General features: G+C 54.8%; 19 protein-coding genes. 9 read left to right on the plus strand and 10 right to left on the minus strand.

Annotated elements, in window-relative coordinates:
• The first annotated feature begins 392 nt into the window (after positions 1 to 392).
• Entirely contained in the window at positions 393 to 1,664 is a 1,272-nt protein-coding gene (locus JMJ16_RS35360) for a mannosyltransferase family protein (protein ID WP_201389336.1), read from the plus strand.
• Between the two features lie 193 nt (positions 1,665 to 1,857).
• Positions 1,858 to 3,174 (plus strand): histidine--tRNA ligase, encoded by a 1,317-nt coding sequence (gene hisS / locus JMJ16_RS35365; protein ID WP_201389338.1) that lies wholly within the window; start codon positions 1,858 to 1,860, stop codon positions 3,172 to 3,174.
• Between the two features lie 76 nt (positions 3,175 to 3,250).
• On the opposite strand, the gene JMJ16_RS35370 is transcribed toward hisS, so the two are convergent.
• The 3 genes from JMJ16_RS35370 to JMJ16_RS35380 form a co-directional block, all read right to left on the minus strand.
• Positions 3,251 to 3,709, minus strand: a complete 459-nt coding sequence (locus tag JMJ16_RS35370) for a hypothetical protein (RefSeq protein WP_201389340.1) — start codon at positions 3,707 to 3,709, stop codon at positions 3,251 to 3,253.
• Complete coding sequence (locus tag JMJ16_RS35375; RefSeq protein WP_201389342.1) at positions 3,706 to 4,863, minus strand: hypothetical protein; 1,158 nt, start codon at positions 4,861 to 4,863, stop codon at positions 3,706 to 3,708. The genes JMJ16_RS35370 and JMJ16_RS35375 overlap by 4 nt, the downstream gene beginning before the upstream one ends.
• Positions 4,864 to 5,127: 264 nt before the next feature.
• Positions 5,128 to 6,315, minus strand: a complete 1,188-nt coding sequence (locus JMJ16_RS35380; protein ID WP_201389344.1) for a Xaa-Pro peptidase family protein — start codon at positions 6,313 to 6,315, stop codon at positions 5,128 to 5,130.
• A gap of 234 nt (positions 6,316 to 6,549) precedes the next feature.
• Between JMJ16_RS35380 and JMJ16_RS35385 the strand changes: the two genes are divergently transcribed.
• The 6 genes from JMJ16_RS35385 to JMJ16_RS35410 all read left to right on the plus strand — a co-directional run bounded on the left by JMJ16_RS35385 (position 6,550) and on the right by JMJ16_RS35410 (position 11,092).
• Entirely contained in the window at positions 6,550 to 7,965 is a 1,416-nt protein-coding gene (locus tag JMJ16_RS35385; RefSeq protein WP_201389346.1) for an LCP family protein, read from the plus strand.
• 254 nt (positions 7,966 to 8,219) lie between these two features.
• Complete coding sequence (gene pgeF / locus JMJ16_RS35390) at positions 8,220 to 9,125, plus strand: peptidoglycan editing factor PgeF (RefSeq protein WP_201389348.1); 906 nt, start codon at positions 8,220 to 8,222, stop codon at positions 9,123 to 9,125.
• A 140-nt stretch (positions 9,126 to 9,265) separates the two neighbouring features.
• Entirely contained in the window at positions 9,266 to 10,006 is a 741-nt protein-coding gene (locus tag JMJ16_RS35395) for a YggS family pyridoxal phosphate-dependent enzyme (RefSeq protein WP_201389350.1), read from the plus strand.
• A gap of 12 nt (positions 10,007 to 10,018) precedes the next feature.
• Complete coding sequence (locus JMJ16_RS35400) at positions 10,019 to 10,513, plus strand: DUF6391 domain-containing protein (RefSeq protein ID WP_007907791.1); 495 nt, start codon at positions 10,019 to 10,021, stop codon at positions 10,511 to 10,513.
• Between the two features lie 7 nt (positions 10,514 to 10,520).
• Positions 10,521 to 10,793 (plus strand): YggT family protein, encoded by a 273-nt coding sequence (locus JMJ16_RS35405; RefSeq protein WP_007907793.1) that lies wholly within the window; start codon positions 10,521 to 10,523, stop codon positions 10,791 to 10,793.
• Between the two features lie 26 nt (positions 10,794 to 10,819).
• The gene (locus JMJ16_RS35410) at positions 10,820 to 11,092 is read left to right on the plus strand and encodes a DUF167 domain-containing protein (protein ID WP_201389352.1); all 273 of its coding nucleotides are present in this window, start codon (positions 10,820 to 10,822) and stop codon (positions 11,090 to 11,092) included.
• Between the two features lie 82 nt (positions 11,093 to 11,174).
• On the opposite strand, the gene JMJ16_RS35415 is transcribed toward JMJ16_RS35410, so the two are convergent.
• The 7 genes from JMJ16_RS35415 to JMJ16_RS35445 form a co-directional block, all read right to left on the minus strand.
• Entirely contained in the window at positions 11,175 to 13,961 is a 2,787-nt protein-coding gene (locus tag JMJ16_RS35415) for an ABC transporter substrate-binding protein (protein WP_201389353.1), read from the minus strand.
• A gap of 226 nt (positions 13,962 to 14,187) precedes the next feature.
• Positions 14,188 to 16,944, minus strand: a complete 2,757-nt coding sequence (locus JMJ16_RS35420) for an ABC transporter substrate-binding protein (protein WP_201389354.1) — start codon at positions 16,942 to 16,944, stop codon at positions 14,188 to 14,190.
• Between the two features lie 276 nt (positions 16,945 to 17,220).
• Positions 17,221 to 17,673 (minus strand): hypothetical protein, encoded by a 453-nt coding sequence (locus JMJ16_RS35425; protein ID WP_201370794.1) that lies wholly within the window; start codon positions 17,671 to 17,673, stop codon positions 17,221 to 17,223.
• Positions 17,674 to 17,687: 14 nt separating this feature from the next.
• Complete coding sequence (locus JMJ16_RS35430; protein WP_236037995.1) at positions 17,688 to 17,927, minus strand: hypothetical protein; 240 nt, start codon at positions 17,925 to 17,927, stop codon at positions 17,688 to 17,690.
• A gap of 350 nt (positions 17,928 to 18,277) precedes the next feature.
• Positions 18,278 to 19,510, minus strand: a complete 1,233-nt coding sequence (locus tag JMJ16_RS35435; RefSeq protein ID WP_201389355.1) for a sensor histidine kinase KdpD — start codon at positions 19,508 to 19,510, stop codon at positions 18,278 to 18,280.
• Between the two features lie 233 nt (positions 19,511 to 19,743).
• Positions 19,744 to 21,417: a HAMP domain-containing sensor histidine kinase gene (locus JMJ16_RS35440; protein ID WP_201389356.1), complete on the minus strand. Its 1,674-nt coding sequence runs from the start codon at positions 21,415 to 21,417 to the stop codon at positions 19,744 to 19,746.
• A gap of 41 nt (positions 21,418 to 21,458) precedes the next feature.
• On the minus strand, positions 21,459 to 22,181 hold the full coding sequence (locus tag JMJ16_RS35445) for a response regulator transcription factor (RefSeq protein WP_201389357.1): 723 nt from the start codon (positions 22,179 to 22,181) through the stop codon (positions 21,459 to 21,461).
• Positions 22,182 to 22,521: 340 nt separating this feature from the next.
• On the opposite strand from JMJ16_RS35445, the gene JMJ16_RS35450 reads away from it, so the two are divergent.
• Entirely contained in the window at positions 22,522 to 23,193 is a 672-nt protein-coding gene (locus JMJ16_RS35450; protein ID WP_201389358.1) for a hypothetical protein, read from the plus strand.
• Positions 23,194 to 23,319 lie beyond the last annotated feature (126 nt).

Raw genomic sequence — 23,319 nt, forward strand, 5'->3', positions numbered from 1 at the left:
AAGAAAGGCCAACTGTACACGCCTGTGGATATAATATGTTGTGCTTAAAACCATAGACAAATTCACACTTTTTAATATAGAATTTCTCCATGCTCGCTGTCTATTAACTATACGTATTTAGCTATATCCCAGATCCTTTCAGCAACATATACAAACACACCATTTTACCTTCTTGCTACATTTCCCACAGGGGCTATATATCTTTTAACCTAACAACGCCCATGTACAAGTTATGGTTTTGAAACCTCGCGCCTGCGGCGCTCGCACTGGTAGGTGTATGGTGCGGGTTGACGGCCTGCGGCTGTCAACCCGCACCATACACCTACCAACGAATTTGCCAAACACCTTGTACGTCAGGTTAACCCACAAGTAGAAGCGGGGAAAGGCGATCTATGAGGCTTATCCGCTTTAGCCGACACAAGGGAATGGGGTGCAGTGAGACGAGTACTCCCCACGCTCCACGTAGCTATAGAGGCCCGTTTTGTTCAGAGCAGAAGGCCGGGCACCTGCTCGCATGGTACCAGGCTGCGCGCGAAGTTGTCCCGCTCTACCTGGCCCTGCATGTCGCGTTTTTTGTCGGCACATGCTATAGCCTCCTATATACCCTGACAGACTTCTCCTGGCGAGCAGCATCATGGCCAGTACTGGCTCACTCCTGGGAGCATTGGGACAGTCTGTACTATGAACACATTGCGATCCAGGGCTATAGTCAGATCGAGCATTCGGCCTTCTTTCCACTCTATCCCCTCTTGATCCGATTGACACGACCCATTATTCCCTCGCCCTACCTCGCGGGCACGGTCATCGCGCACCTCGCCTGGTTCGTGCTGCTGATGGTATTCTATCGCCTCGTGCAGGAGGATTTTGTATTCGCATCTACCCCTGGACTGGCACGACGGAGCGTTCTCTATCTCTCGCTCTTCCCCACGGCCTTCTTCTTCGGCACGGTCTATACCGAGTCCCTCTTTCTCTGTCTGGCCTTGCTCAGCTTCTATGCCATGCGCAAGAAGCACTGGTGGTGGGCTGGCCTCTTTGGCTTTGCAGCCAGCCTGACACGCTCGGCTGGCATCCTCCTTCTGCTCCCTTTCTGTTATGAGTATCTCCAGCACTCTCGTTTCAGACCACGAAGACTTCGGCCGGATGGCTTGAGTGCAGGCCTGTTTGTGCTTGGACCCGGACTCTATGCATTCTATTGCTACCATAAATTCGGCGACTGGCTGGCCTTCTCACACGTGCAAGCACGCGTGTGGACACGTCTTCCTGAGCTCCCCTGGTTCGCGACCCTACGTGCCTTTCAGGCCATACAAACCGGGCCCGGCCTCCTCAGCTTCCAGGGATTACGCAATGTACTCGATCTAAGCTGCAATCTTTTCGTGCTTGGAGCTCTACTGCTTGGCCTGGTTGGCCCCTGGCGCTTCTCCAGGCGCCATACTAGCTATCTCCTCTTTGGCATAGCCCTCTTCCTCTTCATCCAGCTGCTTCCAGTCGTTGGCGATTTCCCCCTCCAGTCCTTTCCGCGCTACCTGCTCATGGATTTCCCGGCTTTCATTATCCTGGCGAACATCGGACAGAGCCGTGCCTTTCACTTACACTACCTGCTTATTTCAGGCTGCCTGCTCTTCCTCCTCCTCACCCAGTTTGTCACAGGCCGCTGGATCACATAATCCTAGTGCTCTGTTCAATTTCGTTTGAAAGGGATACATCGCGCCTGCGGCGGGAGGGGAAAGTGGGGAGTGCAGAGGGGCTGACGCCCCTCTGCACTCCCCACTTTCCCTTTTCCTGCAAAGCAGGTGCCTTTCACGGTGGAATTTGCTATAATAGCCCCAATCGTTTGTATGTGGAGGAGCAGGAGCCATTATGTCAGAACAATTTCGAGCCTTACAAGGATTTAGAGATGTCTTGCCAGACGAGCAACCTTACTGGCAGTATGTAGAGACGGTCGCCCAGGAGATAGCAGAGCTATTTGGCTATCGCCGCATCGAGACCCCGCTATTGGAGGAGACTTCGCTCTTCCGGCGCACCTCTGGCGAGAGCTCTGATATCGTCTCAAAAGAGATGTATAGCTTTGACGACCGCGCCGACAAAGAGGGCCGCAGCCAGAACCTCTCGTTGCGCCCGGAGGGCACGGCTGGTGTTGTGCGCGCCTACCTGGAGCATGGTATGTCGCGACTACCCCAGCCAGTCAAGCTCTACTATCTAAGCGAGCCGATGTTCCGCCGCGACCGGCCACAGGCAGGGCGCTACCGCGAGCACCACCAGTTTGGCTGCGAGGCACTCGGCGAGAATGATCCCGTTCTGGATGCAGAGATGATCGCCTTGCTCTACCAGTTCTATACTCGCCTGGGGCTCAGACAAATCAACGTCCAGCTCAATAGTATTGGTGATCAAGAGGCCCGCCCCCAGTACATCGAGAAGCTCAGAGAGTATTATCGCCCCCTGCTCGATACGTGTTGCACGGACTGCAAGGTGCGCTTTGAGAAGAACCCACTGCGCCTGCTTGACTGTAAAGAGCCGCAGGACCAGGCCAAAATCGCCAACGCGCCCAAGACGATTGATCACCTGAGCGAGAGTGCGCAGCAGCATTTCGCCGCCGTGCGCCGCTACCTGGATGCTTATGGGGTCCCCTACGAGATCAATCCCCTCCTGGTACGCGGCCTGGACTACTATAGCCATACCGTGTTTGAGTTTATCTCGGAGTTTGATAGCAAGCTCTCCATCAATGGTGGTGGGCGCTACGATGGCCTGGCCGAGCTGCTAGGGGGCGCCCATGTGCCTGGCATCGGCTTTGGAGCGGGCATTGAGCGCATCATCCTGGAGATGAAACGCCAGGGTGTTGAGTTACCTGCCGAGAAGAAAGCCCAGGTCTTCGTCGTCTACTTCGACCGCACAGAAGAGCTCAAGGACGCGGCGGTCCACGTCACAGCGCGCCTGCGTAAGGCTGGCCTACGTACCGAGATGAGCTACGGCGACCGCAGCCGCAAGGCCCAGATGAAGCAGGCCAACAACTCACAGGCCGAGTACGCCATCCTCATTATCGCCGACGAACTGGCGAATGGCGTCATCACCATCAAAGATATGCGCGCCGAGGGCGAGGATATCGACAGCAAACAGACACAGGTCCGCTTGGAGGAGCTTGAAGCCTACTTCCAGCAGCGCGAGCACGCGACGGTGTAATTGAGAAGAGAGAAAGAATGCGTGGTAAAGGCCGCACGGCCTTTACCACGCATTCTTTCTCTCTATCTACCTCCGCTTAGCGATAGCGATAGTCGTTGCCGTTAAAACCCTGGTTGTCATCGGGCTTCTCGGGCTTTTTCTCGCCCTCTTCCTCTTCGGGCTCGTAGGGCGAGAACTCAATGGGCACCCGGTAGCCCCCGGTTGTGCGCTCGGCTTTATAGCCACGATTGCTCTCCTCGGAGGATGTGGATGTGCCTGGCGCACCAGGAGTTGTGCCCGGGGCTGGCGTCAGCAGATCGTTGGAGATGGCCTTAAAGAGGCGATCTATGCGATCCCAGCGTACAGGATAGGAGTCGGCGTAAAACTTCTCGCTTCCTTCGTTGTCGTAGATATACAGCGTATAATCCTGGTCGGCATAGTGATAGTCCACGACGGTGTAGGGGATGCGCACCAGTTCCACGACCTGGAGCGTGGGGCGCGACTGCGTCTGGGGATCGATACCCGGCTTATCCTGGCGCTGCTCCGCGTTGATCATCTCCACCGCAGAGCGCCACACGTCGTTTGGTACCTCGTCAGGAGGAGCATCGGCGTAAAGCGGCTCCGTGATTTCGGCACTATATACCAGGTCGCCATGCGATTTCTCCAGATATTGCGAGGGAATAACACTCTCGCCCACGATACGCGCTTGCGTACGCAGGTCAAAGCTACGCACAATCTCACGATGGCGTACCAGTTTCCCTGTGCCCGCGCAATTGTTGCAGAGTGCCATGCGCGCGCCTTCACAGACATCACAGACCCGCTTGCCATTGCCACAGGTGCAGGGCATTTCGCCTTTGACGCAATCGGGACAGGGGATAACAGGACCTTTGCTCGCGGGATCGGTATCCATGGGATTAGGAACAGGTACCCCTGCTGGCGAATTCCGTCCAGCGCATCGGAGAACTTGCCACTAACTGAACGCATCAGCGTATCGGCCTGGCGCTGGAAGAAGGGCTTTTTCTCGCCGCCAGGTGCGACATCAGAGATATAACCGCGCCCACGGCAGGTTGTGCAACGCTTCTTGGTACGGCCCTTACACTCGGGACAGACGATCCAGCCGCGCCCATTACAGTTCGAGCAGAGCACATGCCCTGTACTATTGCAGTTGGTACAGGAGACCACCTCGTCGAGATCGTTCAAGCGTGTGCGTGTCAGCGGGGCTTTTAAGCCCACCACATCTGCCAACTGGTAGTCCCAGACTGGCAGCAAGGGCCGCGGCATACCAACGTTGCGTCCCTGATATGGCTCGTTGATAATCTCCATGGTGCGGGTCTCCCAGCGCGTCTCCAGCGTGACTTCCCAGACCTCGTCGATGCGCAGGGAACGCACCTCCATATAGGTGCCCAGTTCGCGCGCGACGCGCCAGTTCTGGTTGCTCCACATATTAGCAAGTTGACGAATGCGGTGCTCTTCAACGCTTGAGGGTTGATGAGGCATAGGTGCCGTCTGTGACTGCTGCCAGTAGCCACCGGCCCGGTCAACAACGCGCTTGATACGCTGCTGAGCCTCGTTTGCCCCCTGCACCACCAGGCGCTTGATATCCTCAATGCGCTTATCTAAATCATCGGAAGATCCCTGAAACCCATCCTTTTGTTCGTGGGTATGCGGATCGTAGTTATAGTTGTCGTTTTCGCGATATTCGTCGCCCATGGGTCGAAGCCTCCAGTCTGGCTGTGCTCACATTGTAGAGGATCGTTGTAGCTGCTTCTGAGCTTATCCACGACCAGTTATAGCAATACATCTCGCTCTATACGCAAACATTCTTGTCGAACGGGATCAATGATTATTGCATTGCGGTCATCACTATCTTATACGCCCCAATGTAAGGAGGGTTGTAATCTCAATAGTCGATGGAGAAAGCGTATAGGGGCGAACTGGCAATGCCAGTTCGCCCCTATACGCTTTCTCCATCGACTACAAAAGGGGGGTCAGGCGCTCCTGCGCGGGCACGCCGGTTACTTCGACATCGTGTTCGTGAATGAGGAGATCGACCTCGCTTCTGACGCCGAACTCGGGGAGGTAGATTCCGGGCTCAATGGAGCAGCAGGTGCCGGCGAGCAGGGCACGTGAGTCCATGCTCTCGAAGTTGTCGTTGTTGGCGCCATCGCCATGGTCCATGGTAGTAATGCTGTGGCCAGTGCGATGCACAAAGTAGTCACCATAGCCTGCCTTCGCGATGACGTTGCGCGCAACATCGTCGACCTCGCGCCCCTCGACACGCGTCCCCGCTACCAGGCGCTCACGAATAAAGGCTATGGCGGAGTCACGTGCCTGGCGCACGACCTCAAAGACCTCGCGCTGCTTCTGGGGAATCTCGTCCTCGCTCCCAGCAAAGGCCATCCAGGTGTAATCACCAAAGACAGCATCCTCTTCGCCCTCTAGCGTGCCCCAGAAGTCCAGCAAGAGCAGGTCACCACGGCGGATAGGGCTGCTGTGCTCTTCACCTGGCGCATAATGCGGATTGCTGGCATTGCCATTCACGGCGACGATGGGATAACCACCACTGAACTGGATGCCCATGGAACGCATCAAGGCGACAAAGCGCTGCTGCACCCCATACTCATGCAACTCGCGACCGGCGCGTAGATCCTGACCCAACTCGGCGAGGAGCTGATCTTTGGCGGCGATCAGGCGGCGACCCGCCTCGCGATGTCCACGCACCTGCGCCTCCGTCAGGCGCGCCACAAAGTACTGCGCCAGGTCCGCCGAACTGACCACCTCGACGCCGCAGGCGCGCACCAGTTCAATCGTTCCAGCATCGACACGCGAGATGTAAGGGATGGCGTTGCGCGGGGAATACTCCATCGCGATACGCCCTCCCTTTGGCAGAAGTGCTCCCAGGTGCATCTCTAGCTCCTGCCAGGTCCGAAACACAAGCCGCTTTCCCGGCAGTGAGCGCAGCACATGCGACTCCACAGAGCTGACGCAGGCCGTGGGTTCGCCCTGCGCAGGAATAAAATAGAACCAGCGTCGCGAGTAGAACTCGCGAGTGGAGAGCGAGAGCACCTTATAGGCAATCGGATTGGAGCCGCGAAAATCATAAAAGAGCCACCCCGCCAATCCTTCTGCATGTAATGCCTGTTGTATCTGTGCTAAATCCATATCTCAACATTCCTCCTCGTAGTACCCCGGAGAATATCAATACTCCCCTTCACTATACTATAAATATGGGCAAGTTTTCGTCAAGAAGCGTCCATGACGCCAGAGCTGTTCCGCTTCTTCGCGTACAGTGCGTTGCGGCTGGATGGGCGTAAAAAATACCTGATGACATAGGCGTTTGTCGAGCCAGGGCTACCCTCGGGCCGTATTACTCTAAGCTAGAACTGAGAAGTGTTTATGAAGCAGTATCCTTCGGATCATATGCAATTCAGCTCACAACTACAGCAGACACCACGGCCTCATATACAAGCACTCAGTAGGCAAACACAGCCTCATATACAAGCTATCAGTAGGCAAACACAGCCTCACCAGTTCAAACACCCTTCAGCGTTTAATTTTGAGCTTACGCCTCCACAAAAGCAAGTCTCCAGACGATATAAAAAGCCCCATATCGGCTCATATGTCTTTTTAACCTTCTTTCTGCTTGCTGTACTCATCAGCGTGGCTGGCTATTTTCAGCTTAGCAACCCGTTACAGACTCAGCTGGCAAAATTTCTCCGTCCCGTCAACAAGGCGACGAGTATTGAGGGCCATGCCTGGAACTTTCTCCTCCTGGGGAGCGATAATGATGCCAAATACACTTTCCCCCAGGTACTAACGCAAGTTGTAATAGTCGTACGTGTGGATCCCATACACAATCATGTTACGATGCTCTCACTCCCACGTGACTCCTGGGTCTGGGTTCCTGAAGCCAATGGGATGTATAAGCTTGACCAGGCCTTCTACCTGGGTACACAGCATGCCAATCGCTTCGAAGATGGTGTCCTTCTGACAGAGAAAACGCTTGCGGAAGACTATGGTATCAAAATTGATCGCTACGCCTGGATCGGTCTAGATGGCTTTGCTAAACTCATCAATACCATGGGAGGAATCGATATCGAGGTGCGTCACCCCATTGTGGATGATGCCTATCCCGATGACACCAGACAGCAGGCCGATTCAGACAAGGCCGACAACAATGCTTACAATTACACTCGCCTCTACCTGCCACCCGGGCCACAACATCTCTCGGGAGCCGAGGCGCTCAAGTATGTACGCTCACGGCATGGCGACCTGGTTGGAGATTTTGGCCGCAATCAACGCCAGCAGCAGGTGCTTGAGGCATTACGCCAGAAGTTGACCCTGACCAATGTCATTACACATTTCTCCAGCCTTCTCAATGATATGCAGGGCGACACCTATACTGACCTGGACACAAGCGAACTACTCGACCTGGCCAATTTCGCGCGCACCCTCGATACACACACGATTGAGCATATCACGCTTGGGCCAGGGCAGAATGAGCAAGACTATGGCATAGCACAAGAGGTCTATGACGCCACAACTGATACCACACAGGCGGTGATACTCCCAGAATGCGCGGCGCTCCAGCCACTCCTCAATCGCGTCTTTGCGCTGGATACCAGTGCCCATAGCTGTAACGTCCAGGATCGCAATCCTGACACCGAATACCCACCTCCGCCACCAAGCCCCTCCGAGCCTGACGCAACATCAACCATCACGCCTCTGCCGACAGGTCCCTCCGAGTCTGACGCAACGTCAACCATCATGCCTCTCCCCACACAGCCCTCCCAACCTCCTGATGGACCATAGTCCAAGCCAGCTTGGACCCTACAACGCTTCTAGCACTCACCAGTTAAGTCAGTGAAGGACGGGCGAATGCCCGCGCCCGTCCTTCACTGACTTAACTCATAAGCGCCGCAGGCGCGAAAGATTGAGACACCCGATGGATGTGCTAGAATGAAGAAGCATAAAGCAGAGACCGAATATGAAATAAGAGAAGCGCGCCACACATATAGCGAGGAACAGACCAGCCCTTCTCTTGTTAGAGCATAAAGGATAGAGCCTTGATTGAGCAGCAGTTTGGCGACCTACACTACCTGCAATTTGAACTTTTTACCCCCTATCCCAATCTAATCCATGGAGTTTTTACGCGCGCGGGCGGCGTAAGTGAGGCCCCCTTTACCGGACTCAACACCTCCACACCAGTTCTCAGCATACTACGCGACTCTGTAGAGAGCGTTATCCAGAATCGCCAACTAGTCTTGCAAGCAATGAATATGGAGGGCCGGCCCTGTGTGACGCTCTGGCAGGTCCACGAAGCAGATATTCATACGTTTACCTACCAGGACCCCTGGCGTACCGACTGGGGCCAGATCTCCTACTATCAACCAGGCTGGGCGCCTGAGACGATTCGCAAGGGCGATGGCATCATTACCCATGAACAAGGTGTTGGCCTGGCCATGTCGTTCGCGGACTGCACACCTCTTGTCTTCTATGATCCCGTCAAACAGGTCACTGGCATCGCGCACGGGGGCTGGCGCGGCACAGCACGAGGAATCGGACCCGCGACGATTGAGGCGATGCGCGAGCGCTTTAGCTGCCAGCCAGAAGACATCCTCGCGGGTATCGGACCCACGATTGGCGCATGCTGCTACGAGGTCTCTGAACAGGTACGCGCAATTTTTATGGGTCGCGAACTATTCGACGTTGCACCTACAGCTCCCCAATATCGTGAGCTTGTCCGCGAGTCAGCGACCTTTAGCACAATCGATATACAGGGTCGCGAGAGCCTGCGTCTCGATTTGCAAGAGACGCACCGCCGCCAGTTACTCCTGGCTGGCCTGCTTGAGGAGCATATTGAGGCGACAAACCTCTGTACCAGTTGCCATGCTGAGCGCTTTTTCTCACACCGCAAGGAGCAGGGGAAAACGGGGCGCTTCGCGGTCTTCATCGCGCTTCAAGGAGAGTAAGGTGTCAGCAATGCGGGCGAGCGCGTATTGCTGACACCTTACGCAAGAAAAATCTTTCTGATAGAACCAGGGGTACAACTCAAACGTAATTGACATATATACACTAGACATTTCAAGAGGAAAGGCTGAAAGCGGTCATCGTGATAGAGCATCAAGCATCCGATCAACAAATAGCAGAGATGAGCGCCAACATCAAGCATGTGCGTGAAAGGATCGCGGAAGCGGCACACACCGCTCAGCGCGAGCCCTCAGAGGTTACCCTGGTGGCGGTCTCCAAAACGAAGCCTCTAGAAATGATACAGATAGCATATAATCTAGGTATAAGGCATTTTGGCGAGAATCGTGTGCAGGAGGCCCTAAGCAAAATAGAAGTCTTTCATCCAGCAGACCTGGTCTGGCATATGATTGGACACCTGCAAACGAATAAAGCGCGCAAAGTCGTGAGTACATTTGATATTGTACAGAGTGTAGATAGCCTGCATCTCGCCAGGGCGCTTGACCGCCTGCTGGCAGAGGAGGCAACACCACGTAAAGCGGGTCGTCTGCCGATCTTGCTAGAGGTCAACGTGGCGAGTGAGGCGAGCAAGACCGGAGTCACGCTCACTGATATCCCTGACCTGGCGCGCCAGGTCGCAACCTTGCCGCACCTGGAGGTACGTGGCCTGATGACAGTCGCGCCACAGGTCGAGGACCTAGAAGAGGTTCGCCCCTTCTTCCGCGCCTTACGCGAGGCACGCGATCATCTGCGCGACGAGATTCTGGGTCCAACCTGTACTGAACTCTCTATGGGCATGACCAATGACTATGTCATCGCAATAGAGGAAGGAGCCACCATTGTTCGCATTGGGCGGGCAATCTTTGGCGCCCGAGCATACACGTAAAGGAGGCTCGCAGTGAACTTTGAGAGTATATTGTTTAGTCGTCGTACACGCCAGAATCATGCCCTTGAGCATGCGACTATTACCATCCTGAGCCAGCGCATTCCTGAGCTAAACGTGGCCGCCCATTCCAATCCTAATGGCTTCATCGTCTTTGGTGATGTCGACCTTGGAGAGCTTCGCCGCGCGGCTGATGAGGCCCTGCATCGCCTGCAAGCGGGCGAGAAAGAGTTAGCAATCCATCCCAATTGCGGAACCAATCTCTCTGTAGGCATCTCGCTGGTCACCCTGGGAACCCTGCTTGGTATGGCCGCCAGCGAACGCCGCACGCGCCTGGCAACCGCCGCGGTCTCCTCACTTGCTGGCTGGGCCGCCGCCCGTCCGGTTGGTGAATATGTCCAACGCCACTTCACAACGCTACCCGAGTTACAGGGTGTGCGTGTGACAAGCATTACTCGTCGCCAGGTAATGGGCTTCACGCTGATCGATGTTCGTACAGTTCAGGAGTAAATAGTATATGTTACCTTTTCCCATTCTTAACATCATCGTCCAATATGGCATCGGCTTTCTGCTCCTCTCGATGCTGATACGCGCTGTCGCCTCGTGGTTCGGCCTCGATGAGCGCAACGCCTTCATCCGCTTCTTCGTCAAGGTGACCGATCCCTTTATTGTGCCTATTCGCCGCTATGTCAAACCTATTGGGATGTTCGACATCTCGTTCATCCTGGCCTGGTTCTTGCTCTATATCATCCAAATCCTGTTGCTACAGGCGCTTCCCCCCAACTGGTAAGCGCGACGGTCGGGAAGGTCCACTCTATGCAGGTGCCAGTTCGGGTTATTCCCCGCAGCAACAGAAATACACTTGAATGGGAAGAGGGAGCGATCAAGGCGCGTCTCACCGCTCCCCCGGTGGATGGGGCAGCCAATGCCGCCTTGATCGCACTGCTTGCAGAGACACTATCGCTGCCCAAACGCGCCATCACGCTTATACGCGGAGCAACCGGGCGGCAAAAGATTGTTGAGATTGAAGGCCTGGAGCAGGCAGAGATCATCCAACGCCTCTCAGCCTCTTTGCAGAAAAAGCGATAAGCTCACTTAAATAAAAAAGTAGCGTTACGCGGTACGGACGAATGCCCGTACCGCGTAACGCTACTTTTTTATAGAGGCTCTACTATGAATTTGCCAGGAACTTGCCCGCCCCAGGCTGGTTTTCCATGTGGATATAGCCTTGCTCATCGACATAGAGGATCAGCACCACCTTGTCGACCGGGTTACCATCCTGGCCCAGTGAAACTTGTCCGCTCACGCCCTGGACAGCGTTGCCATCATTGATGTTGAGCAATGCCTGGCGTATATCATCGCCAGAGAAGGTTTTCTTACCCGTACTTACTACATTCCCTGCCGCCTTGATCAATGCGAGCGTCGCATCATAGCCCAGCATAACGTTATACGATGGGCGTGTAAAGCCGTAGGGCGATCCCTTATGCTGTTGATTTGGGTCGAAATCAGCGCCATACTCGTTAAAGAAGCCTGGCTTCTGTCCACCATAGCCTAGCACATCCCACTCATCGGGATAGGCAAAGGCCGTAAAACGCAGGCGGTTAAAGCCAGCGCGACTGCTACTGGAGTATCCTCCCAGGTTATAGAGGGCATCTCCACCCAGGATCTTGGTATTGGCAAATTTACTATTAGCCGCGATCTGGTTCATCAGCAAGGCCACGTCGCCTGAGTAGCCTGAGAAGTAGATCACATCAGGTACCGTCGACTCATTGGCTAGTTTCTGGAGTTGCGAGGTCACTGATGCCTGGTCGCCTTTGGTATACTGATAGGGACCCATCACGTTGCCATTGAGCTTCTGGTATGCTTGTGTGAAGGCATCGGCGAGACTACGGCTATAGGCATCGCCCTGGTCCTCGAAGACCGCCACATTCTTCGCCTGCAACTTATTCAGCGCATACTGCGCTCCCACCTGTCCCTGCACACTATCGGGTGGAGCGACGCGGAAGAAGTAGGGCGATGCCCCCGTCAGGTCATTGCTCGAAGCGGTGGACGAGAGCATGGGAATTTTTGCTGTGCTCAAGACGCCAATCGCGTTCTGAGCGTAACCGCTGTAGGGCCATCCCATGACCCCGATCAGGGTCTTATCCGTTTGCGAGAATTGCACAATTTGCCTGGCCGCCTGAGCGACATTCGTTGAGGAGGAGCCTGCGTTGGCGATCAACACGCGCACCAACGTCCCATTGAGTTTCGCGCCATTATTGGCGTTAAACTCCTTCTGTGCCACATACGCGCCCTGCAAGGCGTCACGACCAGCCTGGACGGCATCTTTATTCTGCCCCGTCAGGGTCGCGCCAATCACGAGCGTCACATAGGGCGCGCCCGAGGTTACAACGTGCTGGTTCTCCAGGTAGATCAAGGCCTCGGCATCATTGGTGTCCTGAGCCAGTGCCGAATGCAGCAATGACTGGGCCGTCGATGAGTCCCCACTCTTCAGTTTCTGGGCGGCCTCTACTTTCAAATTACCATCGGGTCGGTTGGTATCGAAGGCCACCGTGCCATCGCTTAAGCCGATAAGTTCGTTGTTAATTTGCTGCACACCGATGCCATTGGACTGGATATTAGCAGGCTGTGTCGCGACTGGCGAAGCTGCGGGGCTATTCGTTGACGTGTTGGGTGAACTCCCTTTAAAGAGAAAGGGCGTGATAAAGATGACCAGCAGAATCAAGACCACCACTCCAACCAGGATAGCCATCCCACGCCCCAAGCCACTTCCAGAGCGACGCCGTGGAGGAGGAGGCACCGCCCTGGGCGGTGGAAACGTAGGCTGCGCCCCCTGCTGCTGTCCACGATTTTGGACAGGAGGTGGCGGAGGTGTTGCAGGCGCGGGCGTCGTGCTCACCGCGGGCATGGTCATCGAACCCGACGTCGAGAACATATACATGCTCGTGTCAGGCGTCATGTTAAAGCGGTCGCGCAAGATTTGCTCAATGTGCTGGCGCATCTCGGCAGCGCTCTGAAAACGCTTGGACGGATCAATTATCAAGGCCTTTGTTAGCAACTGCTCCGTCTCGGGCGAGACCTGCGGGTTGACCGACCGCGCAAGCGGATAGCTAAAGGGGCCATAATTGCGCGGATCGCGGTTCGTTAAGAGATGGTGCATGGTCGCCGCCAGGGCATAGAGGTCTGAGCGCGCATCGGCTTTCCCCTGATACTGCTCAGGTGGAGCATATCCCGGCGTTCCCAGGGCCGCGGTTTGTTTTTTCGCGTTTTTCGCCGCGTCGGCGCGCGCAATACCAAAGTCCACCAGGTGGGCGCGCTTATCCTTGCTGCCAATAATGATATTGGCGGGCTTGATATCGCGATGCACAATTGGCGGCGTCTGCTGCCCCAGGTAATCCAGAATATCCAACACCTGCACGGCATAGGTCAGAACCTCGCGTTCAGGTATGGCCTTGCCCAGTCGGTCGATATGCGTCTCTAGATTCTCGCCAGGCGCATACTCCTGAACCATGAAGTAGCGCGTCCCCTCCTGAAAGCTATCTGTCACGGTGGGGATCAATGGATGGTCGAGATTGGCCAGGGTATCTACTTCACGCTCAAAGTTGCGTACATCTTCCTGGAATTGCACCGGGTCTTTACTATCGGAGACCAGCTCTTTGATGACGACACGCTTATTAGAGACGCGTATATCTTTCGCCAGGACAGCGGTCCCCATACCACCACTCCCCAGAACCTGCTCGACGACATAGCGGCCATTCTGGAGCCTCGCGTTGGGGATGAGGGAACCAGAGCTTGCCAGACCGCCACCTGTCGTAGGGGCAGTACTGACAATCGTCGCGGTGTTCGACATCCCTCCACTACTCACAGAACTGGGTGCGGAGGAGTCGAGGTAGCCGCCACAATTGCTACAAAAACTTTCGCCGGGAACATTATCCGTACCACAAAAAGGACATTTCATGGAATTCTGCCTACCACTTTGCAAATGAACGCGGGGCATTTACTGCTCCCGCGAGCTGTAATAAGAACGTCCTGTGATGATCTTGCTTGAATACAATCTTGAAATATCTTCTCCTCCGCATCACCACGACCTGGAACGATAATATATACATAATACACGCAAACTTGCCCTCAGCGTCAAATGAAGAGGCCTTATCACTGCTTAAGGGCAGAGAGGCTCCTCTCTCCTATTGAAGAGAGAAACGCCCCTCGACTCCACTCTCCATCTGAATATAACCATCATTTGAAACATGCAAAATCACAACGGCCTTATCCACCGGATCACCGCTAGGGCCAAAGCTGATCTGTCCACTTACGCCTTGAAAGGCATGAGAGCCACTGATCTGGGCCAGGCCATTCTTCAGGTCAGCTGGCGTGATCTGCGTCTTGCCCGTCTTCAAGATATTCTCCGCCCCCTTCAGCAGCGCCGTCATCGCATCATATGAGAGCATAACATCGCTGGTTGGACGTGTATACCCATAGACTGACGGTGGGGGATTGCGGCTGGGATTATACGTCGCGCTATAAGCCGCGAAGAAGCCTGGGGCCTGATCTCCCTTGCCAAGCACCGACCACTCATCCGGGTAGGCCAGCGCGGTAAAGCGCAGCCGGTTAAAGCCAGCACGCGCGCTAGAGGTATAGCCATTAAGCTCATAGAGCGCATCGCCACCCATAACCTGGATATTTCCCGCAGGCAGATTCAGCAGGAGAACGTTCACATCAGCCGAGTGTCCCGCGAAGTAGATCACATCGGGATGTGTCGCCAGCACCCCTGGCAAAGCCTTTATGATCGATGCTCCGTCGCCAGTAGTATACCGTGCCTCGGTAGCAAGTTTATTGCCATCACTTTGCCACTGGCGCTCAAAGTCTTGTGCCAGGCTCTGACTATAGGATTCAGCCACATCTACAAACACCGCCACGCTCTTCGCGTGCAGCGTGTTCGCTACATACCTTGCACCCGCGATAGCCTCCGCCTTGTTCGTCGGGGCAACGCGAAAGAAATAGGGCGAGATCCCGGTGAGCTGGTCACTGGTTGCCGTCGGTGAGAGGAGAGGGATATGCGCCTCACCCAATAGCTGCGCACCGCCGACCGCGCGCGAGCTAAAGGGCCAGCCCATGACTCCAACCACCGTCTTGTCGCTTGCCACGATGTTCTTGATACGCTCGATTACCTGATTAATATACGTCGATTTACTGCCAGAGTTCGCAATAAGTAGCCGCACCTTGAGGCCCCCGCTCAGCTTAGCGCCATCATTAAACTCCTTTTGCGCCAGGTAGGCCCCCTGGAGGTTATCACGGCCCGCTCCCACCGATGAGCCATCACCCGAGAGCATAGTCGCGACAATCAAGGTAATATGGGGGACCGTCGCGACGCGCTGGTTCTCCAGGTAGATCAACGGCTCGGCATCTGAAGTAACTTGCGTCGATGCCTGGCTCCAGAGAGAGGTCGCGCCACCAATATCCCCCTGACGATAACGCTCCGCGGCCTGCGTCATCAAGCTCCCATTGGCCCGCCCCGTATCAAAGCTATAGCTTCCATCGCTCACACCAATCAATTCATTGCCTATTTGCGTCACGCCCAAACCAGCTTTATTCGGCTCCTTGGTTGTATGTTTACCCTGTAGCAAGCCCTGGTAGAAAAACACACCCCCACCAATCAAGAGGCAGACAAGCAAGAGGAGCAACAAGAAAAGCCACCAGGGCTGGCGACGACGGGGCTGCTGCTGTGAACCCGTCCAGCCTGGCGTTGCTAATAGTTGTGGCGTATAGGGGGAAGGGCCATATACAGGTGGCACAGGTGGCAGGACAGGCGGAGTGACACTTGTGCCACCCTGCGGTGCCATGCGTACTGTCGGTGGAATCGCACCAGAAGCGCTCTGCCCCACTGGCGGTGTACCTACCGTAGTAGGCGCGGAGTAGGCAGGCAACGAACTTGAAGAGGTTGCACCATAATGCCCCAGGCTATCCGAGACGCCAAAGCGTTGCTGTAGAATCGAGACAAAGTCCTGACGCAGCGCCGTGGCGCTCTGGTAGCGCTGCGTCATATCGTTGAGCAGCGCCCGCGCCAATACGCGCTCAATATCAGGCGAGAGCTGTGGATTCAGGGTTCGTACAGGCGGATAGCTAAACGGCGCGTAGTGCCGGGGATCGCGATTTGTGAGCAAATGGTGTAGCGTAGCCCCCAAAGCATACAGATCAGAACGAGGATCGGCGTTCCCCTGATACTGCTCTGGAGGTGCATACCCAGGTGTTCCCAGCGCGGTCGTTTGCTTACGCTGGGCGTTACGCATCACCTCCGCGCGTGCGATGCCGAAATCGACCAGGTGCGCCTTCTTATCTTTACTCCCGATTATGATGTTGGCAGGCTTGATGTCGCGATGCACGATGGGGGGCGTCTGTTGGCTCAGGTAATCGAGCACATCCAGCACCTCCAACGCATAAATCAAGACATCGCGCTCTTTCAATGGCTGGTTCAGACGCGTAATCCGTTCCTCCAGTGTCTCCCCTTCCACATACTCCTGAACCATAAAATAGCGCGATCCCTCTTGAAAGTGATCGGTCACATTGGGAATAAGCGGATGATCTATATGCGCAAGCATCGCCACTTCGCGCTTGAAATTGCGCACGTCATCCTGGAAGCGGGCATCATCCGTCGAATCTGAAATAAGCTCTTTAATCACGACCGGTTTATCGTCCAGGCGATTGTCCGTCGCCTGGACTGCTGCCCCCATGCCTCCCTCGCCCAGCACTTTCTTGACGAGATAACGCCCGCCCTGTAGCCGCATACCCGACAATAACGTATGAGCGACGGTGGAAAATCCGCCAGAAGCAGGGACAGTGGGCGCATCTGAGGTAGAGGATTGCGTTTGCAACCGTTGACCACATGCGCTACAGAAACGTATTCCCTCACGCACAGGTGCTTTACAATTTGGACATTCAGTCATACCTGGCAGTTTCCTCCCTGACCAATCTTTGAGGGCTTTTTACTTTATGCCAACGCACCTATTTTCATAAAATTGCACTTAAGCCAATAAAATAAAAATCGCTACTAAAGCCTTTGTTGTTTCTCTCAATCTATATACGTATTCTGTTTTACAAAGTTTAGCAAGAATATTTAATATAAGTAAAGAGGAGGGATGGGCATGTGGCGGGGCAATTGCCCCGCCACATGCCCATCCCTCCTCTTTACTTAGAGCTATCTCCCCACTCCTTGAAATGCGCTAGAGGTGCTGGCATCGCAGAGAGATAATGCCAGGCGCAAAATGATTGGCTTTTTGCAGATACTCCTCTTCGTTCGCTTCAATCATCAGTTTGTGCATTACCACGACATCGCCATCGGGGAGGGGTTCAGTTGGCTGCAAACACAACTCCATAACCGCACAGCCTCGCTCATAGACCTTTACCAGACCGCCGGAGCCAGGTATACGGTAAATGCGGCTATCATACGAAGGACTCGATACCTCGAGATAGCCACATTTTATGAGCTGTTGATACTGGCCCTCTGAGAGCATCTCCTGGAGCAGGGCCTTCGCTCTGCTCTCAGCCGAGAGGTGCTCGCTTACTGTCTCGCGTAAACGTCCCACCCGTCCGTCAGGCGACTGCGACAGGTAATAGATCGCTAGTAGGAGAAACAGCAGCCAGATGCCGAGAAACAAACTCAGCGTTTCCAACATAAGCAGTTCTCTCCTCACCCACCGACGACACGCGGCACGAGAACGATCTGCTCTGCGGTATGGTCAAACTTATCAATACGCTCTACAGGACCTGACTCGACAACTTTGAATGCAGTTGCGCCACGTACACGCGCTTCTTCGAAGATGCGTTCCGCCTCATGTACGGCAGCCAACGCTTCGGGATCATTCGCTTCAACTTTTTTGGGGTCCCACATGATGCGATCATCACCACGACGAGACATGATCCTTAGCATACCCACAGTCGGTCTCCTTCTCCTGATGAAAAGCAAGTACAGTACCGCGCATTTTTCCTGGCATTTGCTGCTGCCAAGAAACACGATGGGATAACTTGAGAATAACACGCGAAATACCACGCGTCAAGGGTTTCTCCAGCAACCTCTCCTCTTTCGCCTTTTGTCTACCCAATAACGAAAACGTGCCAATTCACGCCCTCAAATTTCCCTTCACCTCTATTATAAATCCTCTCCCCATAGCAATCAGACATGGTAGTGTGATGCGGATTGGCAGCCTGTGGCTGCCAATCCGCATCACACTACCAAACATAACGAGCACCGCAGGCATGAGGGATCAAGCACATCCTCGCTCAGGATAAGACGATGGGTAGGCGCGCCACCAACGCGCATCGCCCTCCAGCGCGCTCCTCCTGAGTCAAGACGCCACCATGCTGCTCTATAATCAAGCGAGCAATGGCGAGGGCACGTAGCGTTTCGGAAGCGAGAACCCCCTTCTCACTCTCCTGGGTCTCCTGGTGATCTCCCAGTGGACCCTCTAATTCCAGGTGCAGCCAGCGCCCAATTTCCTCTGGTCTATCTCCCTCAATTGGTGTTTCGCCCTCAGCCTCCACAGAGGCTAGCAGAAGCAACTGATCTTGGGGTCGGGCCTGTGCCACGAGATAGGAGAAAAAGTTGCGTAGGACCTGCTGAAGACGGATGGGATCGGCATATATAGGCGGCAGATCCGCCGCCAGCTGTGCGCTAACCTGGATCTCCGCATCTTCAAGCGTCAACTCCAGATCTTCAAGCGCATTCATCACTAGCTCGGAAAGGTGTGTTACCTGTTTGCGAAGCCGCAATTGGCCAGTGTTCGCGCGCCCCAGCAGGAGTAGATCCTCAAGCAAAGCATATAAATATTCACTTCCTACACGCGCACGTTGCATAAACTCACGCTGCTGCTCGCTTAACTCGCCACCTACTCCACTTAACGAGAGATCCAGGTATCCATTTATCGCGTTCAAGGGAGAGCGTAACTCATGCGCGAGCCTGGAGAGGAAGCGTACCTCACCCTCTTGCTGGTGTCGCTGCGAGGCGAGAAGCGCGAGCGCCGTGGCGGCCAATTCCCCCAGGCGCGCACCCACAGTGATCTCATCGTCTACCAGGCACCAAGTGTACCTCAAGGCCAGCAAGCCTTGAAGCCGTCCACGTGCCTCTAAAGGGAAGACGCCGAGCGTCTTCTCCTGGCTTCCCTTCACCAGGCCGGTCACGGGTTCCCTCAGTGCTACCGCTCGTGCCAGAAGCTCTTCTTCAGCCATCAGACACGCTGCCCGCTCGGCTGATAAGGCCTCAACTCTGACCGATGGAGCGTTGGTAGTGCTCTCGGCAACCGCCAGGGTCGCCAGAAACGAAGGGTGCGCCTGTCCATCAAGGCCATAACTATAGATATACAAATGAGCCTGTTCACAAGCTACCAGGGACTGTGCCTCGCGCAGAATCGCCTCGTAGATAGGCTCAGGCTCACTTTCGGTATTGATCACACGGGCCAGGCGCGCCAATCCCGCCGACAGTTTCCCCTCATACTCAGTAGAAATGGGCGTCGTCATACTTTATCCTGAAACTAATCGACACACAAACATATGCCATAACATGGGCTTTTCACAGTATATCATTGTGCGTCCAGCGAGTTCGATGTACGCGTTTTTAGCTTGACTTCTCGCGCCTGTGGCGCTCGCCGTGAAGTGTAGTATGGTGCGCTCTGGCAGCCGCAGGCTGCCAGAGCGCACCATACTACACTTCACGAACTATGTGCGGCAAGTATCAACGTGCATTTTGCCAGCTAGTTCTCTGAGGGAAGAGCACCAGATTGGGATGTTGCCAGCAGGCCAATTTTCTGGAGGGGTTGCGTAGTGGCGTCGGCAAAGGAGGGCTGGCCAGCGGCTACCAGGGGCAAGGTAAAGATAATGCGCGCCCCCATGCCAGGGGCGTTCTCGGCCCAGACACGCCCTCCATGGGCCTCGACAATCGCACGCACAATAGAAAGCCCCAGGCCACTTCCCCCGCCTCCCTGTACCTGGCGTGAACCATCGATGCGATAGAAGCGTTCGAAGATGCGCGCAAGCAACTCAGGGGGGATGCCCTTACCAGTATCGGTGACTGAGATCAGCAACTCGGCTCCCCGCACCTGGGCATCGACCACGACCTGCCCTCCTGATGGCGTATGCTGGAGCGCATTGTCACAGAGATTGGAGACAACACGCGTGATCATATCCGCATCCGCCTCGACCTGGGGAAGTTCAAAGGAGATATTATTCAACGGTTCCACATCCACACGCTCAAATTCGGGGGCCAGGACCGCTATCGCCTCATCGACCAGGGCCGCCATCCGTAGCGAGGTGCGCTGTGGGTGGAGGGCCCCCGCCTCTACCTTGGCCATGACATGCAAGTCCTTCACCAGGCGCCGCAGGCGTAGCGTTTCGCGTACAATGATACGCCCCGTCGCCTCGTAATCCTCGCGGCTCTGGTTAATGCCATCGACCAGCGCCTCGCCCAGGCCCGCGATGGCGGTGAGTGGTGTCGCCAGATCATGGGTAATATTCATGATCAGCTCGCGGCGCCAGAGCTCCTGCTCGCGCAGGGTCTCCACGTCCTGGTGCAACTGAGAGGCCATTTCATTAAATGTAGTTGCCAGCTCGCCTAGTTCGCCCATCGCCTGCCCCTGTACGCGGACATTATAGTCGCCTACGGCCATCTGGCGTGTCGCGACCGTCATTTTTTCCAGCGGGCGCGTAATCGTACGCGCGAAGAGGATGGCCCCTAGCGCTGCCAGCAGAGCCACCACTACCAGGGCTAGCAGTACTACGCTTCCCACATTTGAAATATATTGTGGTAAGGAACGCTCCACAGTCGAACGGGGGGCGACAAAAAGCACACCCACAACCTCGTGGTGCGAGTCCCCATCGGCGAAGATTGGGCGAATAATAAATACCCATCTATTACCCAGAGTATCTGTGACGGTGTCACCATTCTGCGCCAGGGCAAGGTCATTGCGGAACTGGGTAATGTCGCTACCCTTCTGGCTAGGATCCAGGTACTTGGTAATAAAGGCATAGATGGCACGTATCTGCGCGGTACGCATCAGTTGTTTGGATGAGACTTTTGACTGTGTAGGATAGGCGATTCGATTGTTTGCTCCCAACACCACATTCACAAAGGCCTGGTCTTGTAAGTTCTTCAAGGGTGCGGCTGGTAGCGTCATCACAGAAGCTTTTTGTAGGGCGGCGGCGCTGGTCTCGCCAATACTGAGTTGATGACTATATTCACGCCCAATCTGTTGGGCACGGGTCTCCGATAGCTCATTCAACTGCGTTTTCTGGTCACTATCATAGTAGTAAAGTATAGCCAGAATCGCCGTTGCCACCAACAGGATCATCGCCAACACCATCACCCCTACCGATCCCAGGGCCAGGCGCCAGCGAATACTCTGCCACCAGCGCATACGTTTCTGCGTCATCGCTCTCTCCCGGTACTACTCAAACAAGCACGCTCTTTGTTCTAACGAGCACCCTTTATCTCAAAGCGATAGCCTACACGCCACACCGTCTTGATGTAGCGCTGCTGCTCTCCCGCCTCAATCTTCTTACGTAAAGCGCTAATATGCACATCGATGGTATGTCCATCGCCCAGATAGTCATAGCCCCAAACCTTGTTCATCAATATCTCGCGTGTAAAGACGCGGTCGGGCGATTGGGCCATCAAGGCCAGGAGATCGAACTCGGTTGGTGTCAACGCGACCTCATGCCCCTGCACCTCCACTCGCCGTGCCAGCAGATCAACCGAGAGTCCTGGGAAACGCAGAACCGACTTCTCATCCTCTTTCGTCGCCTTAGAAGCAGGCGTAGCCTCCTGGCTCGATGGGATACGGCGTAGTATGGCGCGCACACGACTGACCAGCTCACGCGGGCTAAATGGTTTTAGCAAGTAGTCGTCCGCGCCCAATTCAAGACCATTGATGCGGTCGTCCTCAGCGCTGCGCGCAGTCAACATCAGAATGGGAGTCTGTGACCAGGCCCGGATGCGCCGACAGACCTCAAAGCCATCGATGGCGGGCAACATAATATCCAGGACCACCAGGTCGGGGTGCTCACGAGCATGCAATGCCAAGCCGTCGGCGCCATCGCGCGCGACAATGGTCAGGTAGCCCGCATCCTTTAGATAGAGGTTGAGTAAATGGATAATACCTTCTTCATCTTCAATGATCAGAATTTTCTGCGCCATGGCTCTTTACTCCAAAACCCACCAGGCAATAGCCACCATAATTCTTTCGCTTTACACAGTATCTTAGCATAGCCTCAACAGAAAAAAAGGCCTTTTTATCCGCCCACGTGCAATCTTGAGCAAATCTTGAAACCCACAAGAGATTTTGTTCACCTTTGCGTCATAGAATATGCATGTATCAACTTGTTGGTGGTATGGGATGTGTGTGGTATGGCATTGCCGCAGGCAATGCCATACCACACACATCCCATACCACCCTGTAAAGCGTCGCAGACGCTGAGAACTGCTGATAAATAGCAAAGTAGATATACATAGGCTATCCAAAAAAGAGGTTTAAATCATGAAGAAAACAATCTTTGTCGGCCTGGGGAGCCTGGCCCTTATAGTCGCGGCTCTCTTTGGCGCGTTCTTCTTTACACCACTATCGGCATTCGCCAGTAGCATTATCAACCAGAGCGCAACTACGACTACCAGCGATGCTACATATTGCCAGCAGTTTCAGCAAGATATGGCCAAGCGCCTGAACATCTCTGTTGATCAACTCAAGAACGCACACCAGCAGAGCGCGTCGGATATCCTGGACCAGATGGTGAAAGATGGGAAAATCACCCAGGCTCAGGCAGATAAACTCAAGCAGAACCTGGGCAAGCACCAGTGGTGCGGCTACAACGGGAAGGGCGCACAATCCTCAGCCGTTCGCCAGTACCTGGTACAGCATCGCACTGACCTGGTAAACGCACTCGCGAAAGATCTGAAACTGACCTCAGACCAGCTCACCAACGATATCAAATCCGGCAAGACACTGGTCGATATCGCCAAGGCTCAGGGTGTCTCTGAGCAGAACCTGCAAAAAGATGTTCAAGATGCCGTGACGACCGTGCTCAAACAGGGCGTCAGCAAGGGGCAGCTCACCCAGAGCGAGGTTGACCAATTCACAACCGCCATGGGCAAGCACCCCAACTACCTCAAGATGGTGATCAATCACGTTGGGAAGGGCAAAAAGACCAAATAACGCACTTCCTTTGCCACCCCTTCCTTAGTAACCTTTTTCACGCGAGAGACCGGAGCTGTTCCGGTCTCTTTTTTGTGACTACATACACTCAAATAATTCAATACGGCTCAGATTTATACTAAAGAA

The sequence above is a fragment of the Ktedonobacter sp. SOSP1-52 genome, assembly GCF_016587395.1.